At 67.9% G+C, this 14,322-nt stretch carries 8 protein-coding genes; 2 read left to right on the top strand and 6 right to left on the bottom strand.

The window, feature by feature from the left end; translation table 11 throughout:
* Window positions 1-207: 207 nt before the first annotated feature.
* A complete protein-coding gene (locus XaplCFBP3123_RS03275; RefSeq protein WP_104533267.1) occupies window positions 208-2,751 on the top strand; it encodes an excinuclease ABC subunit UvrA in 2,544 nt (847 codons plus the stop codon).
* Between the two features lie 523 nt (window positions 2,752-3,274).
* Here the strand turns inward: XaplCFBP3123_RS03275 and XaplCFBP3123_RS03265 are convergent.
* The gene (locus XaplCFBP3123_RS03265; protein WP_104533266.1) at window positions 3,275-5,557 is read right to left on the bottom strand and encodes a glycoside hydrolase family 3 N-terminal domain-containing protein; all 2,283 of its coding nucleotides are present in this window, start codon (window positions 5,555-5,557) and stop codon (window positions 3,275-3,277) included.
* Between the two features lie 173 nt (window positions 5,558-5,730).
* Here XaplCFBP3123_RS03265 and XaplCFBP3123_RS03260 point away from each other — a divergent pair, with 173 nt between their 5' ends.
* Window positions 5,731-6,237, top strand: coding sequence for a DUF421 domain-containing protein (locus tag XaplCFBP3123_RS03260; RefSeq protein WP_104532769.1), 507 nt, complete (start codon window positions 5,731-5,733; stop codon window positions 6,235-6,237).
* Between the two features lie 88 nt (window positions 6,238-6,325).
* Here XaplCFBP3123_RS03260 and XaplCFBP3123_RS03255 read toward each other — a convergent pair whose 3' ends face one another.
* The 5 genes from XaplCFBP3123_RS03255 to XaplCFBP3123_RS03235 are packed head-to-tail and all read right to left on the bottom strand — an operon-like array spanning window position 6,326 to window position 14,067.
* Window positions 6,326-7,504: an SGNH/GDSL hydrolase family protein gene (locus XaplCFBP3123_RS03255; RefSeq protein ID WP_253254123.1), complete on the bottom strand. Its 1,179-nt coding sequence runs from the start codon at window positions 7,502-7,504 to the stop codon at window positions 6,326-6,328.
* A 20-nt stretch (window positions 7,505-7,524) separates the two neighbouring features.
* On the bottom strand, window positions 7,525-8,277 hold the full coding sequence (locus XaplCFBP3123_RS03250) for an SDR family NAD(P)-dependent oxidoreductase (RefSeq protein WP_104532768.1): 753 nt from the start codon (window positions 8,275-8,277) through the stop codon (window positions 7,525-7,527).
* Between the two features lie 50 nt (window positions 8,278-8,327).
* Complete coding sequence (locus XaplCFBP3123_RS03245; RefSeq protein ID WP_104532767.1) at window positions 8,328-9,638, bottom strand: MFS transporter; 1,311 nt, start codon at window positions 9,636-9,638, stop codon at window positions 8,328-8,330.
* Entirely contained in the window at window positions 9,635-11,878 is a 2,244-nt protein-coding gene (locus tag XaplCFBP3123_RS03240) for an oligoalginate lyase (RefSeq protein WP_104532766.1), read from the bottom strand. The genes XaplCFBP3123_RS03245 and XaplCFBP3123_RS03240 overlap by 4 nt, the downstream gene beginning before the upstream one ends.
* A complete protein-coding gene (locus tag XaplCFBP3123_RS03235; RefSeq protein ID WP_253254122.1) occupies window positions 11,875-14,067 on the bottom strand; it encodes a polysaccharide lyase 6 family protein in 2,193 nt (730 codons plus the stop codon). The genes XaplCFBP3123_RS03240 and XaplCFBP3123_RS03235 overlap by 4 nt, the downstream gene beginning before the upstream one ends.
* Between the last annotated feature and the right edge of the window lie 255 nt (window positions 14,068-14,322).

Here is a 14,322-nt window from a genome sequence, read left to right as displayed (position 1 = left end):
CCGAGCCCCCCAGGGACGGGTTCACGGCGTGTCCCGCGAGCGGTGAGGGCGCCGCGCTCTCGACGCTGCGAGTTTGCTGCAGGGCCCTCGACCGACGCATTTCAAGGCGATCAGCGTCAGGCGCCGCAGGACTGGCCGTTAACCCTGACATTGGCTGCATGCGTCCCGCGCTAGGCTAGTGCGTTGTCGAACGTCGGTCTGGTGGTCATGTCCAATCCAATCTCATCGTCCTCCGGCCTGGTGCGCGTGCGCGGTGCGCGCGAGCACAACCTCAAGAACGTGGACGTGGACATCCCGCGCGATGCGCTGGTGGTGTTCACCGGTGTGTCCGGCTCGGGCAAGTCGTCGCTGGCGTTCGGTACCGTGTTCGCCGAAGCGCAGCGGCGTTACCTCGATTCGATTTCGCCATATGCGCGGCGCCTGATCGACCAGGTGGGCGTGCCGGAAGTGGATTCCATCGAAGGGCTGCCGCCTGCGGTGGCCTTGCAGCAGGCGCGCGGCGCGCCGAGCGCGCGCTCGTCGGTGGGCAGCGTCACCACCATCTCCAATTCCCTGCGCATGCTGTATTCGCGTGCGGGCAGCTACCCGCCGGGGCAGGAGATCATCTATGCCGACGGCTTTTCGCCCAATACCCCCGCCGGTGCCTGCCCGACCTGCCACGGCCTGGGGCGCATCTACGACGCGACCGAAGCGACCATGGTGCTGGATCCTGCGCTGAGCATCCGCGAGCGCGCGGTCGCCGCCTGGCCCGGTGCCTGGCATGGCCAGAACCAGCGCGACATCCTCACCACGCTCGGCCACGACGTCGACCTGCCGTGGCACACGCTGCCGAAGAAGACCCGCGACTGGATCCTCTACACCGACGAGCAACCGGTGGTGCCGGTGTATGCCGGCTATAGCCTGGACGAGGCCAAGCGCGCGCTGCGCCGCAAGGAGGAGCCCAGCTACATGGGCACCTTCACCAGTGCGCGGCGCTATGTGCTGCACACCTTTGCCACCACGCAGAGCGCGCAGATGAAAAAGCGCGTGGCGCAGTACCTGATCAGCACCCAGTGCCCGCAGTGCGATGGCAAGCGGCTGCGGCGCGAGGCGCTGTCGGTGACCTTTGCCGGCCTGGATATCGGCGAGCTGTCGCGGCGTCCGCTGGATGAGGTGGCCGACCTGCTGCGTCCGGCTGCGGAAGGTGACGGTGACCAGCGCAAGCGCAACGACAAGCGCACGCAGGCCGGCATGCATCCCGAGCAGGCGATCGCCGCGCAACGCATCGCCGCCGACCTGCGGGCGCGGATCGCCGTGGTGCAGGCGCTGGGTCTGGGCTATCTCAGCCTGGAGCGCAGCACGCCGACGCTGTCGCCGGGCGAGCTGCAACGGCTGCGGCTGGCCACGCAGATCCGCTCGCAATTGTTCGGCGTGGTGTATGTGATGGACGAACCGTCGGCGGGCCTGCATCCGGCCGATGCGCAGGCACTGCTGGGCGCGCTGGATCAGCTCAAGGCCGCCGGCAATTCGGTGTTCGTGGTCGAACACGAGGTGGATGTGATCCGCCACGCCGACTGGATCGTCGATGTCGGCCCGGCGGCCGGCGTACACGGCGGGCAGGTGTTGTACAGCGGCCCGCCGGCGGGACTGGAGCAGGTGGAAGCCTCGTCCACGCGCCGCTACCTGTTCGGCACCCCGCCGCAGGTGCACAGCCATGCGCGTGCAGCCACCGGTTGGCTGCAGCTGCGCGGCATCACCCGCAACAATGTGCGCGACCTGGATGTGGACCTGCCGCTGGGTGTGTTCACCACCGTGACCGGTGTGTCCGGCTCGGGCAAGTCGTCGCTGGTGAGCCAGGCATTGGTGGAATTGCTGGCCGCGCATCTTGGACAAACCCAGGCAGAGGAAGACGAAGCGCTGGATCCGCTGGAGCGCGGCACGCAGGTGCCGCTGGGTGGCGCGATCGTCGGCGGGCTCGACCAGGTGCGGCGTCTGGTGCGTGTGGACCAGAAACCGATCGGCCGCACGCCACGTTCGAACTTGGCTACCTACACCGGCCTGTTCGATCCGGTGCGCAAGTTGTTCGCCGCCACACCGGCTGCGCGCCGCCGCCGTTACGACCCGGGGCAGTTTTCGTTCAATGTCGCCAAGGGGCGCTGCGCCACCTGCGAGGGCGAGGGCTCGGTGCACGTGGAATTGCTGTTCATGCCCAGCGTGTACGCGCCATGCCCCACCTGCCACGGCGCGCGCTACAACGCCAAGACCCTGGAGATCGCGCTGCGTGGGCACAACATTGCGCAGGTGCTGGAGATGACGGTGGACCAGGCCGCCAGCTTCTTTGCCGACGATGCCAGCGTGTTGCGCCCGCTGCAGGTGTTGCGCGAAGTGGGGCTGGGCTATCTGCGGCTCGGCCAGCCGGCCACCGAACTGTCCGGTGGCGAGGCGCAGCGCATCAAGCTGGCGACCGAACTGCAACGCGCGCAGCGACGCGACACCGTGTACGTGCTGGACGAGCCGACCACCGGCCTGCATCCGGCCGACGTGGATACCTTGATGCGTCAGCTGCAAGACCTGGTGGAAGCCGGCAATACGGTGATCGTGGTCGAACACGACATGCGCGTGGCCGCCAGCAGCGATTGGGTGCTGGACATGGGCCCGGGCGCGGGCGGTGCAGGTGGCGCTGTCGTGGTGGCCGGTGCGCCGGAGGCGGTTGCGCGGCAGCGTGGCAGCCGCACCGCGCCGTTCCTGGCGCAGGTGCTGCGCGGGGAATAAGCGTGGCTAATAACTCTTTTCGAACGTCGTAGCGATGGCGGAACGTGTTGGCCAGACGCGTCTTCGTTGACGAGTGAAGTGATGTCGGCATGGCAGCGAGATTGCTCGCATCGCAGAGAACCGATCACACCGCACTGCCGCTCATCGCATCGCACGGCCGTACGGCATGCATGGCTCGTCCATGCACACCGACCATCTCGCCTGGTCCTTGCCCGCTCACCGTCGCGGGACCTTACGCGGCATGGATGCCGCGTAAGAGCTTACAGGGACGTACTTGCAGCGTGTCCCGCGATGGTGGGCGGGCGAGGGCCCTGCAGCAAACCCGCAGATCGTCCGCTGTACCGAGGCTCACGCACCGTCCAATCCCCCCTCAAGACCCAGTCACCTCTAAAGACGACCGATAGCGTGAGCGTCAGCGCAATGGGGATGTTCCCGAGCCGATCTGTGCGCGATGCCCTCTGCGTTAGCGAGACACGCCCTACATCCATCCCCTCAGCTGAGCCATTCCGATTGCGGCTAGCGCTCAGCCGATCAATTCAAAACTCGCAGACACGCCCTCGGCCTCTGCAGAGGGCGCCACCCAGAGATCGAATACGCCAGGCTCCACCGTCGTCTTCAATGCCTGGCCGATAAACAGCAGGTCCTCACGGCGCAGCACGAACTCCACCACCGCGCTGCCGCCTGCCGGCACCGCCAGCTTGCGAAAGTCCTTCAGCTCGCGCACCGGGCGGGTGACGCTGGCGCTGCGGTCGCGGAGGTAGAGCTGCGCCACTTCCTCGGCATCGCGGGTGCCGCGGTTGCGGATGCGCGCGCTGATGCGCAGGCTGCCGGTCGCTGCCAGCCGTGCATCGCTCAGGCGCAGTTCGCCGTATTCGATGCGGCCATAGGTCAGGCCGTGCCCGAACGGAAACAACGCGGCATTGGGCGCGGTGCGGTAGCGGGTCTTGAACGGCTGCAAGGCATCCGGGCGCGGGTCGGCACGGCCGCTGGGCTTGTGCGCATAGCTATAGGGCACCTGCCCGGCGGTGTGCGGAAAACTCACCGGCAGGCGCCCGGACGGACCGTGCTCGCCAAACAGGATGTCCGCCAGCGCGGCGCCCGATGCCGAGCCCAGGAACCAGCCGACCAGAATGGCCGGTGCCTTGAGTACCGGGCCATCGATCACCAGCGCACGGCCATTGCTGAGCACCACCACCACCGGCGTACCGGTGGCCGCCACGGCCGCCAGCAGCGCTTGCTGCCCGGACGGGATGACGATCTCGCTGCGCGACTGCGCTTCGCCCGAGTAGCGCATCGGCTCGCCGATCGCCAGCACCGCCACATCGGCGGATGCCGCTGCGGTGACGGCCGCCTGCACGCCGCCGGGCAGGCCATGTTCGAAGTCGCAGCCTTCCACCACCTGCAAGCTGCTCGGGTCGCTCAGCCGCGCGCGCAGTGCGGTGGCCAGGTCGTTGCCGCTGTCGTCGCCGCCGAACAGGCTCCATGGGCCGGCGGTGTCGGTCCAGTTGCGCGCCATCGGCCCGATCAACGCGATGCGTTGCCCTTGCGTCTTCAGCGGCAGCAGCTCGCCATCGTTCTTGAGCAGCACGATGGATTTGCGCGCCGCCTCGCGTGCCAGTGCCAGCGTTTCGGCGCGTCGCTGCCGCGCCTGTGCGCGTGCCGGCACGATGCGCAGGAACGGATCGTCGAACAGTCCAAGTTCGGCCTTGAACTGCAGCACGCGCCGCACCGATGCATCCAGTTGCGCCATCGTCACTTCGCCGGCGGCGACCAGCTCGGGCAGATGCTGCAGATACAGCCCGCTTTGCATGCTGATGTCCACACCGGCCAGGAACGCCAATTTGGCTGCCTCGCGCGCATCGCTGGCAACCCCGTGCCCGATCAATTCCAGGTCGCCTGTGTAGTCTGAGACCACCAGGCCGCGGTAGTCCCACTCGCCGCGTAATACCTCGCTCAGCAACCAGCGATTGGCCGTGGCAGGGATGCCGGCGATCTCGTTGAACGCCGCCATCGTGGTCACTGCGCCGGCATCGAACGCGGCCTGGAACGGCGGGAAGTAGAGTTCGCGCAAACTGCGCTCGGAGATGTCGACGGTGTTGTAGTCCAGCCCCGCTTCGGCGGCTCCGTAGGCAGCGAAATGCTTGGGGCAGGCTGCAAGTGCGTCGGCATGATTCAGGCCCTCGCCCTGGAAGCCGCGCACGCGTGCCTGCGCAAAACGCCTGCCGAGCAGCACGTCTTCGCCGCTGCCTTCCACGCCGCGCCCCCAGCGCGCATCGCGCGCGATATCCACCATCGGCGCGAACGTCCAGTCGATACCGACCGCGCTGGCTTCCAGTGCGGCGGCACGCGCGGTGCGTTGCGCCAGCGCCGGCTCGAAGCTGGCGGCCTCGGCCAACGGCACCGGAAACACGGTGGTGAATCCGTGGATCACATCGGCGGCAAACAGCAGCGGAATCTTCAAGCGGCTCTGCAGCGCGGCCTGCTGCAACTGCCGATGCCACAGCACATTGGAGCCATTGAAGATGCCGCCCACTCGCCCGGCGCGCGCAGCGGCGAGCTGGCCCTCGGCCGTGGGCATGGTATCGACCGGATTGGCCGCCGCCGCCGCATCGGTCTGCTGCGCCGAACCGGACAGCGTCAGCTGCCCGGCTTTTTCCTCCGCGCTCATGCGTGCGATCAACGCATCGATAAAGGCCGACGCCCCGGCCGCACGACGCGGTAGCGCAAACCCCACCGGCACCTGTGCCAACACTGCTGCCGAAGCGGTCCCCAGCAGCAACCTGCGACGCGTGATCCCCGTCCCCATGCCCGCCATCCCCGTCTGTCCAGGCCAGACGCTAACGGATCGCCAGCGAAAAGCCGTGATGCGGTGCACGATGGGTGCCGAGCGGGCTGTCCCGGCAACAATGGCAACAGCACAGCGCCTTCACCGTTTCCGCACTAGCGTGCGCAATCTATCAACGGCGGTCAGGGCAAACGATGCTGGACGTGCAGACACGCGTGCGCTTCTACGAAATGATGCACCTTGACATGCCGTGGTGGGAGTTCGTGCTGCGTGCGGTAGCGGTCTATACCGTGGTCCTGCTGTTGACGCGCATGACCGGCAAACGCGCGCTAGGCCAATCCACGCCGTTCGACGTGCTGCTCATCGTGCTGCTGGGAACTGCGGTACAGAACTCGTTGATCGGCAAGGACGTCTCGTTGCTGGGCGGCATGATTCTGGCGGTCACCTTGCTGGTGTTGAACTGGCTGGTGGGCATGGCCACCGCGCGCAGCCGGCGGATCGATACCTGGGTGCAGGGCACCCCTGCGCTGCTGGCGCGTGGTGGCGAGATCTACTGGAAGGAACTGGTCCGCCACAATGTCAGCTATGCCGATTTCGAGGTGGCAAAACGCAAGGCCGATTGCCGCGACGATGCCGATATCGACATGGCGATCCTGGAGACCTCCGGCGACATCAGTATCTTGAAAAAACGCCAGAGCTAAAGACAGGCGGCGTGCACGCCGGCCGTGCCGCCGCATCACCGTGGCAGCCCGCTCGGCGCATGCGCGCCACTGCGTGGCGACTGCCGACTCAGCGGGCCTTGCAGAACAACGACAGGTCCACCGACTCGGCCATGCGCTGGTAACCGGCGTCGTTGGGATGCAGGAAGTCGCGGGTCAGTGCGGCAGGTAGCCACTCCGGCCTGGCCGGGTCGCGCAGCGCGGCGTCGAAGTCGATCACCGCATCGAATGCCTGCCCATCGCGGATGAAACCGTTGAGCGTCTGGCGTGTGGCCGCCGCCACCGGCTCGTAGCGATCGGAGTTGCCGAACGGCGTCAGCGTGGCGCCGATCACGGCGATGCCGTGTTGCTGCAGCCGGGCCACGAGCTGGCGATACCCCAGCACCATGTCGGCGGCAGTGCGACCGGTAATCGCATCCGGCGGACCGCTGTGACGGATGTCGTTGATGCCTTCGAACACGATCACCTGGTCCACGCCGGGCAGCGACAGCACGTCGCGATCCAGCCGCGACAGTGCGCTGGGGCTGCGGCCATCGTCGAGCAGCTTGTTGCCGCTGATGCCGGCATTGAGCACCACCACGCTGCCAGGGCAACGCTGCTCCAGCCGCCTGGCCAGCAGGGCCGGCCAATCGCCATTGGCGCCGCGCGTGGCGGTGGCGCCTTCGGTGATCGAATCGCCCAGCGCCACCACCACCGTCTGGCGTGGATGGGGCGGTTGTGCGTAGAGGGCGGAGATGACGTTCTGGCGATACGCCAGCGCTTTGCTGTCCGGCACCTCGGCCTGGCCCTTGACCACCCGCACTGCCGTGCGGCGTACCGCCGGGCGCGCCGGCGTGGGGAAATACAGGCTGACCGCCACCTCGGCCAATGCCGGTGCGCGCAGCGGCACCGGGTCGCTGAGCAGCACGCCACCGGGCGGCACGGTCACGCTGGCGCGTCCATCGAAGCGCAGCGGTTGCGCGGCCCCGGTGCCGCCGGGCAGACGCGCCGTGCCCGCACCGATGGTCAGCGGCGCGGTGCCCAGCTCGTTGCTGATGCGCACGCGCAAGGCCACCGCCGCACTGCCCAGGCGCATGTCCTGGCGCACCGTCTCATCGGCAAAGTGCAGCGGCGTGTCGGCGCCGCCGTCGAGTCGGTCCGGGGTTGCCGAGGCGATCCAGGCCGGCACCCAGCGTGGTGCGGGGTGTGCAGTGGCCGGGCCCGCCAGCAAGACGCTCAGCGTCGCAGTCATCATCCATCGCCAGGCCATGCGCAAGCCTCCTTTGTCGATCAGGAAAAGAACACGCCGCCGTTGACGTCCAGGTTGGCGCCATTGATGAAGCTGGCCGCATCCGATGCCAGGTACAAGGCCGCATCGGCGGCTTCGTCGGGGCGGCCTTCGCGTCGTAGCGGGGTGGCATTGGCGACGAAGGCACGCACTTCCGGCTTGGTGAAGTCGTCGTGGAAGCGGGTGGCGATCATGCCGCAGCACAGTGCGTTGACGCGGATGCCGCGCGGGCCCAGCTCCTTGGCCATCGCGCGCGAGAACGTCATCACCGCCGCCTTGGCGGTGGCGTAGATGGCCGCGCCCGGCCCGCCGCCATCGCGCCCGGCAAGCGAGGCGAAATTGACGATCGCGCCGCCTTCGCGCATATGCGGCGCCACCGCCTGGGTGGTCAGGTAGACCGATTTGAGGTTGAGGTCCATCACCTGATGGAAGAAGGCCTCGTCGATGTCGGCCAGCGGCTTGCGCGCCAGCATGCCGCCGGCCACGTTGATCAGCACATCGATGTGCTGGCCGAATGCGGTGCGCGTGGCGGTCAGCAGGCCGGCCACGGCGGTGGCATCGGTGACGTCGGCGCGGTGCAGGATGCCCTGGCCGCCGGCGGCCTGCAGTTGCGCCAGCGTGTCGCGCGCGCTGGCGTCGTCGTTGGCGTAGTTGATGCAGACCTTGGCGCCGGCCGCAGCCAGCTTGAGCGAGATGGCGCGGCCGATATCGCGGCCACCGCCGGTGACGATGGCGACCTTGTCGTGGAAATGCATGCGGGTATGTCCTGTTGGTGTGGGGAAAGCGGGGTAGGCAGCGGGCACGCTCAGGTGCCCGCTGCGTCGAGTCGGTGGATGCGGCCGGTGACCAGCCACAGCGCGGCCAGCGAGGCCGGCACCAGCGCGGCGACCAGAATGAACATCGGTGCGTACGAGGTTGCGGTCATCACCGGGACCAGCCAGGTGGTGATCAGGGTGCCGGCCACCGCGGCCATGCCGCCGATACCGGCCAGCGAGCCGACCGATTTACCGGCGAACAGGTCGCCGGGCAGGGTCTGGATATTGCCGATGGCGATCTGGAAGCCGAACAGCACCGCGGCAATGGTCAGCACCGCCATGCGCGGGTCCGCCGCCTGCACGGCGCCGAGCAGCGCCGGCGCCATGATGGCGCCGCCCAGGGTGATGGTCCATTTGCGCGCGCGGTCCACGCTCCAGCCGGCTGCGATCAGGCGCCCGGACAGCCAGCCGCCGCACAGGCTGCCCAGCATCGCGCCGACGAATGGCACCCAGGCGAACGCACCGATCTGCTTGATGTCGAAGTGGAAGGTTTCGGCCAGGTAGATCGGCAGCCACGACACGAACAGCCACCAGATCGGATCCAGGAAGAACCGCGCCAGCACGATCCCCCAGCTTTGCCGGTGCGACATCAGCTGGCGCAGCGTGGGCAGGTAGGCCGGCGGCGGCGCGCTGCCGGCCTCGGGCGCATCCAGGATCAACGCCCGCTCGGCCGCGTTGACCCAGGGATGCCGGTCCGGCCCGGCGCGGTAGATCACCAGCCACGGCAGCAACCAGAGCATGCCCAGCACGCCGACCAGCACGAACGTACCCTTCCAGCCGAACGACAGGAACAGCAGCGCGATCAGCGGCGCCGAGACGATCGCGCCGATGGAGGCGCCGGCATTGAAGATGCCCTGCGCCAGCGCACGCTCGCGGGCGGGAAACCATTCCGCATTGGCCTTGACCGCGCCCGGCCAGGCGCCGGCTTCGCTGATGCCCAGCAGCGCGCGCACCACCGAGAACGCCATGATGGAGTGCGTGACCGCATGCAGCGCGATGGAGATCGACCACACCGCGATGGACAGGGCAAAGCCGAGCCGGGTGCCGATGATGTCGAACAGCCGCCCGAACACGAACTGCCCGGCGGCATAGAACAGCATGAAGATGGTGACCAGCAGCGCGTAGTCTTCCTTGGTGGCGCCGATGTCGCGCGAGATCGCCGGCCACATCACCGCCAGCGCGTTGCGGTCGATGTAGTTGATCACCGTGGCCACCGCGATCAGCGCCACGATCAGCCAGCGCACCGCCGAGCGTTTGCCCGCGGGACGCGTGCGGGTGGTGGAGGTGGAGTCGGTGCTCATTTTTCACCTGCAGCGCGATCGAAGCGCGCATAGCCGCCGCGCCAACGGTAGTGCTGGCCGGCGGCCTGCACCTGGTGGGCGCGTTGTGCATCGGCATCGTCGGCCACCGCCAGCGCAATGCGCTTGCCGCCGACCAGGGTGAGCACGATCACCTCGGCATCGTCGCCGCGCACCCGCTCGATGGCGCGGATGCGGCTGTTGGCCCCATGCACGTATTCGGCGGTGCCGTTGTATTCGCCATGCGGTTCCAGCACGCCGAAGAAGCTGACATTGGCTTGCCCATCGACACGCTGGATCAGCGCGGGTTCGCGGCGCAGGTTGAAGTTCGGATCGTTGGCGCCGCTTTCCACCAGCAACGCACGTGCAGGCGCGCTGCTGCCGAAGCGGTAGCTGTAGAAGCGGCCGGCGAGCAGCCAGCTCAGGCTGCGCGTGTCGGTGCTCGCCTCGCTGGAGGCATCCACCCACAGATGCTGGTAGCCGTTGGCCTTGCCCAGCACCGCACGTTGCGTCAGTGCGCGTTCTGCGGTGAAGCCGACCTGCATGATCTGCCCGTTGAAGTGCAGCGGCAGGTCGTAACGTGCCGGAGTGCTGGCGGTGACGCGCAGCAGGTCGACCACCACCGGCAGGCGCAGCTCCGGGTGCGACAGCAAGGCCTGGGTGCGGGTGAAGGTGACTCCGTCGTAGGCCTGCTGCATGCGCGCCGACACGATCTGGGTGTCGGCACCGCCGGCGAACAGCAGCTGCGTCGGCGCGTGTTGCTCGCCCACCTTCCAGTCGCCGTTGAAATGGCTGGTCTCGTTCACCACCAGCGTGTTGTGCGCAATGGTCTGCTTGGCCCAGCTGGTGTTTTCCGGCAGATAGATGCCGCCGGCCTTGGCTTCCACATTCAGGAAGCGCGCCGCGCCGTAGTCGGTAACCACGCGCTGGCCGTTGTCGTAGAACAGCCAGTTCAACTTGTCGAAATGGCCGTGGCCCATGCCTTGCGAGGTGTTCTTCATCACCAGCGTCTGGCCGTCGTCGTCGCCGCTGCGCAGGATCGCCAGCGCGCCCTGGTCGCCCTGTGCGCCATCGCGTAGCAACACGCTGCCGAAGGCGAACGGTTGGGCGCGGTCCTGCGCGAGCGCGCTGGCCACGGCCAGGCCTTCGGGCGTCAGCAGCACGCGGCGCTGGCGTTGTGCGATGGACAGCAGCTGCGCGTCGTGGGTCTGCGCATAGGCGATGCCGATGCCGGCCACCAGTTCCTCGGTGTCCAGGCCCTTGTCGAGGATGGCGTCGTTGATCGGGAAGAAATAACCGCCGTAGCTGCTCTGCACCAGGCTGTCCACGGCCTTGAGCAGCGCGCCGTCGCGGCGCTGGAAGATGCGCTGCTGCGGCTGGTTGCGCGCGATCGCGTTGGCGAACAGCACGAACGGCGCCAAGGCGTAGCGTTGGTAATACGGGCCTTCGGCGTAGTAGCCGTCCGGCGAGAACAGTTGGTCCACCTGCGCCAGGAAGCCGGCCTTGCCATCGCGCTTGCTGCCGCGCAGCGCCTTGTCCACCAGCGCCTGGTCGCGCAGCACATAGCCGGTCATGCCGACGGCGGCCACCGCCCAGGTGGCGTGGTTGTGGATCTTGTCGAAGTTGTCGGCGCTTTCGTCGCACAAAAAGTGCGCCATGCGCGCGAACACGTCGCGGTCGATGGTGGCGCGGTCCTGCGCGCTGAGCGTGTCGCGGATGGCGTCGTAGCCCTGGCTTGCGTAGACCAGCCACACCGAGTCGTTCAAGGACTGCCAGAACAGCCGCCCCGGCACCTGGCCGCGCCCGGCCGGGTGTGCGCCCAGCGTGGGATACAGGCGTGCGTAGGCCAGCAGCACGTCGCGCGCATAGTCGGCATAGGCGCGATCGCCGGTGAGCCGGTACAGCGCGCCGGCGGCCTGGATGGCCTGGTAGTTGCGTTTGTGCTGCTCGTGGCTGGCGCCGCCGCCGGGGTCCCTGGGCACCGGCACGTCCACGCCGGCCCGCATCGCCGCGCGCACGCTGGCTTGTGCGCGTGCCTGTTCGCGGGCGAACAACGGCAGCCTGGCGCCATCGCTGGCCATGTCGCGCCATTGCTGGGCGGTGACCAGCACCGGTGCGGCATCGGTCGCGCGCTGTTGCGGCTGCGCCGCTGGCTCGGCCGCCGGTGACGGGGCGGCGATGCAGGGCAGGGCGCTGCCGGCGCCGACCAGCACCAGCAGCAACAGGCGGGTGGAACGGGTCATAGCAGGGGCTCCGCTGCGTCGGCATGCAACGCCGGGGTGCCGACGAACCGGTTGCCGCTGGCGATGAGGTGCGGCGTGCCGGTGGTGCGCTGCGCCAGGACCGCGGCGCTGTCGACGAAGCGGTTGTTGCGCAGCGCAATGCGCTGCACGCCATGCAGGCGCAACGACGCACCTGCGCCGCGGCCGACCTGCGTGAAGTGCGAGTCGCTCACCTGCAACACCGGGCCGAAGGTGCTTTCGTCGCGGCCACCGCGATACAGATCCAGCACCGGCCCGGCGACGCGGTGGAACTGCGACTGCCGCACCGTCACCTGTTCGACGTTGTAGGTGCCACGGTCGTCGGTCTCGGCGTGCGCGGACAGCACCCGGCCGGAGACGTCTTCGACCAGCAGCCTGTCCAGCAGGACGTGGTCGGCCAGGCTGCCCTTGCCGAGTGCGATCACATCGAAGCCGGGTTGCGCGTCCAGATGATGCAGGTGCGTGTCGCGCAGCGTGAGCTGGTACTGCGCCACGGCGGTGCCGGGTGCGGTGCGGATCACTGCATTGCCCGGCTGCGCGGGCGCGGCGCGGCCATCGATCTCGAGCCGGGACAGGCTGAGCGAGCCGCCGGGCGCGATCTGGAACAGCGCCGGCTGCGAAAAGCGGATCCGCGCGCGTCCGTGTTGCGGACCTTCCAGCGTCAGTGGCCGGTCCACGTCGAGGATGTCATCGACCTGGTAGCGCCCTGCATCCAGTTGCAGGCGATCGCCAGGGCCGGCCTGCGCCACGGCGTCGGTCAGGCTGGTCGGGCCCGGCCGCACGCGCGTACGGCGGCCGCTGTCGGTGACTGCCTGCGCTGCCTGCTTGGGATACCAGCTCACGCCCACCTGGTCGCGTGCGATGTAGCTCAGGGCCGGGTCGGCGCCGACGCCGGTGGCGTTGTCGGCGACCAGCAAACCGGTGCTGGCACGGGTCATCGTCACCTGGCGGCTGTTGACACCGCCGGGCAGGCGGGTGGATGCCAGTGGGCTTTGCAGGTTGCTGGCAAACGCAATGCCGGACAGATCGCCCAGCACGCGCACCGGGTCGGACGCGGCCACGATCAGGTTGCCGGCAAAGCGGCTGTTGATCGGCGCGGCGGTGCGCTCGGCATCCATGCCGGCACCGAAGAACAGCTGGTTGACGGTCACGAAGGTGTTGCGCTCAATGCGCGCCTGGTCCACCTGCACGTAGCGGTTGGCGGGCGAGTTGGGCACGCCGTACATGATGCTCAGCGCCGACGAATAGCCATCGCCGGCCAGGTTTTCCAGGTAGTTGTGGCGCACGGTCTGCTTGCGGTTGATCACGCGGATGCCGCCGGTGTCGGCCTTGCCGTCGCCGAAGAACACGTTGCGCTCGACCAGGTTGCCATCGCCATGCCGCAGCACCAACGCGCCGCGCGATTGCTTGAACACATTGCCACGGTAGGTGTTGCCACCGGACTTGTTGGAGACCACCTCCACCTCGCCGTCGCAGCCTTCGAACCAGTTGTTGTCCACCACCGAGTTGGAGGCGCTGTCGGCATCGCTGCTGGTGCCGATGCGCAACGTCTCGCCGCCATTGGCGCCCAGGTTGGGGCGTGGCCCGAACCAGTTGTGGTCGATGCGATGGCGATTGTCCAGGCCCTGGGTGGCGTCGCGCACCACCACCAGGGTGGGGCCGGCATTGGTCTTGCCGACCAGCTGGTTGTGGTCGAAGCGGTTGTCGCTGTCGTACAGCGCCACCCAGTTGTCCGAATCGCTGCGGGCGGGCTTGCTGAAGCCGTCCACCACCACGCCGGTGATGCGGCTGTGGCGCGCGCGTTCCTTGCTGGAGATGCGGTACGACAGCACCGCATCGCCCGGGCTGTGGCCGTCGCGGAACACCAGGTCCGACACCACCAGGTAGGTGCCCGCCATACGCAGGTCGGAGGTGCCGCTGATGATCACCTTGCCAGGCGTTTGCGCGGTGAGGGTGATCGGCTGCTCGGCGGTGCCTTGCCCGCGCAGCACGATGGCGAAATCACGCCACTGCCCATCGGCCAGCACGATGCGATCGCCGGCACGCAGCGCGGCCGCCGCGACGGCGTACTCGCTCTGGTCGTGCACCAGGTACGAGGTGGCCTTGGCCGAGCCGATCCAGGCGGGCGCGCACAGCAGCAACAGGCAGGAAAGGAAGACGGGGGATCGCATCGGTGTGCTCCTGGACGCTGGCGCGTCGGTGATGGCCGAGGGTAACAGTGCAGGCTGGATCTTCAACCAAAATAGTAGTCCAGTTGCTCGCTATTGAAGCGCGAGAAACGCCTGATGTCATGCTGCGTACGCACAAAAAGTTTTTACAAAATTGGCCTAATCAGGTGGCTCGTCCGGTAAATCGAGGAAATGATTGACTTGGCGTTGATCCGCGTGGAGTCTCCACCACGCTCGGTTTCGAGCGTCCTTTGGGAG

Source organism: Xanthomonas arboricola pv. populi, assembly GCF_002939945.1.
Lineage (GTDB): Bacteria > Pseudomonadota > Gammaproteobacteria > Xanthomonadales > Xanthomonadaceae > Xanthomonas > Xanthomonas arboricola_A.
This window is presented reverse-complemented; position numbering and strand designations above follow the sequence as displayed.

What these genes read in the sequence shown, in the direction of transcription:
- XaplCFBP3123_RS03275 (WP_104533267.1), top strand. Translation starts at nt 208, where the DNA reads ATGTCCAATCCAATCTCATCGTCCTCCGGCCTGGTGCGCGTGCGCGGT.
- XaplCFBP3123_RS03265 (WP_104533266.1), bottom strand. Translation starts at nt 5,557, where the DNA reads ATGGGGACGGGGATCACGCGTCGCAGGTTGCTGCTGGGGACCGCTTCG.
- XaplCFBP3123_RS03260 (WP_104532769.1), top strand. Translation starts at nt 5,731, where the DNA reads ATGCTGGACGTGCAGACACGCGTGCGCTTCTACGAAATGATGCACCTT.
- XaplCFBP3123_RS03255 (WP_253254123.1), bottom strand. Translation starts at nt 7,504, where the DNA reads ATGGCCTGGCGATGGATGATGACTGCGACGCTGAGCGTCTTGCTGGCG.
- XaplCFBP3123_RS03250 (WP_104532768.1), bottom strand. Translation starts at nt 8,277, where the DNA reads ATGCATTTCCACGACAAGGTCGCCATCGTCACCGGCGGTGGCCGCGAT.
- XaplCFBP3123_RS03245 (WP_104532767.1), bottom strand. Translation starts at nt 9,638, where the DNA reads ATGAGCACCGACTCCACCTCCACCACCCGCACGCGTCCCGCGGGCAAA.
- XaplCFBP3123_RS03240 (WP_104532766.1), bottom strand. Translation starts at nt 11,878, where the DNA reads ATGACCCGTTCCACCCGCCTGTTGCTGCTGGTGCTGGTCGGCGCCGGC.
- XaplCFBP3123_RS03235 (WP_253254122.1), bottom strand. Translation starts at nt 14,067, where the DNA reads ATGCGATCCCCCGTCTTCCTTTCCTGCCTGTTGCTGCTGTGCGCGCCC.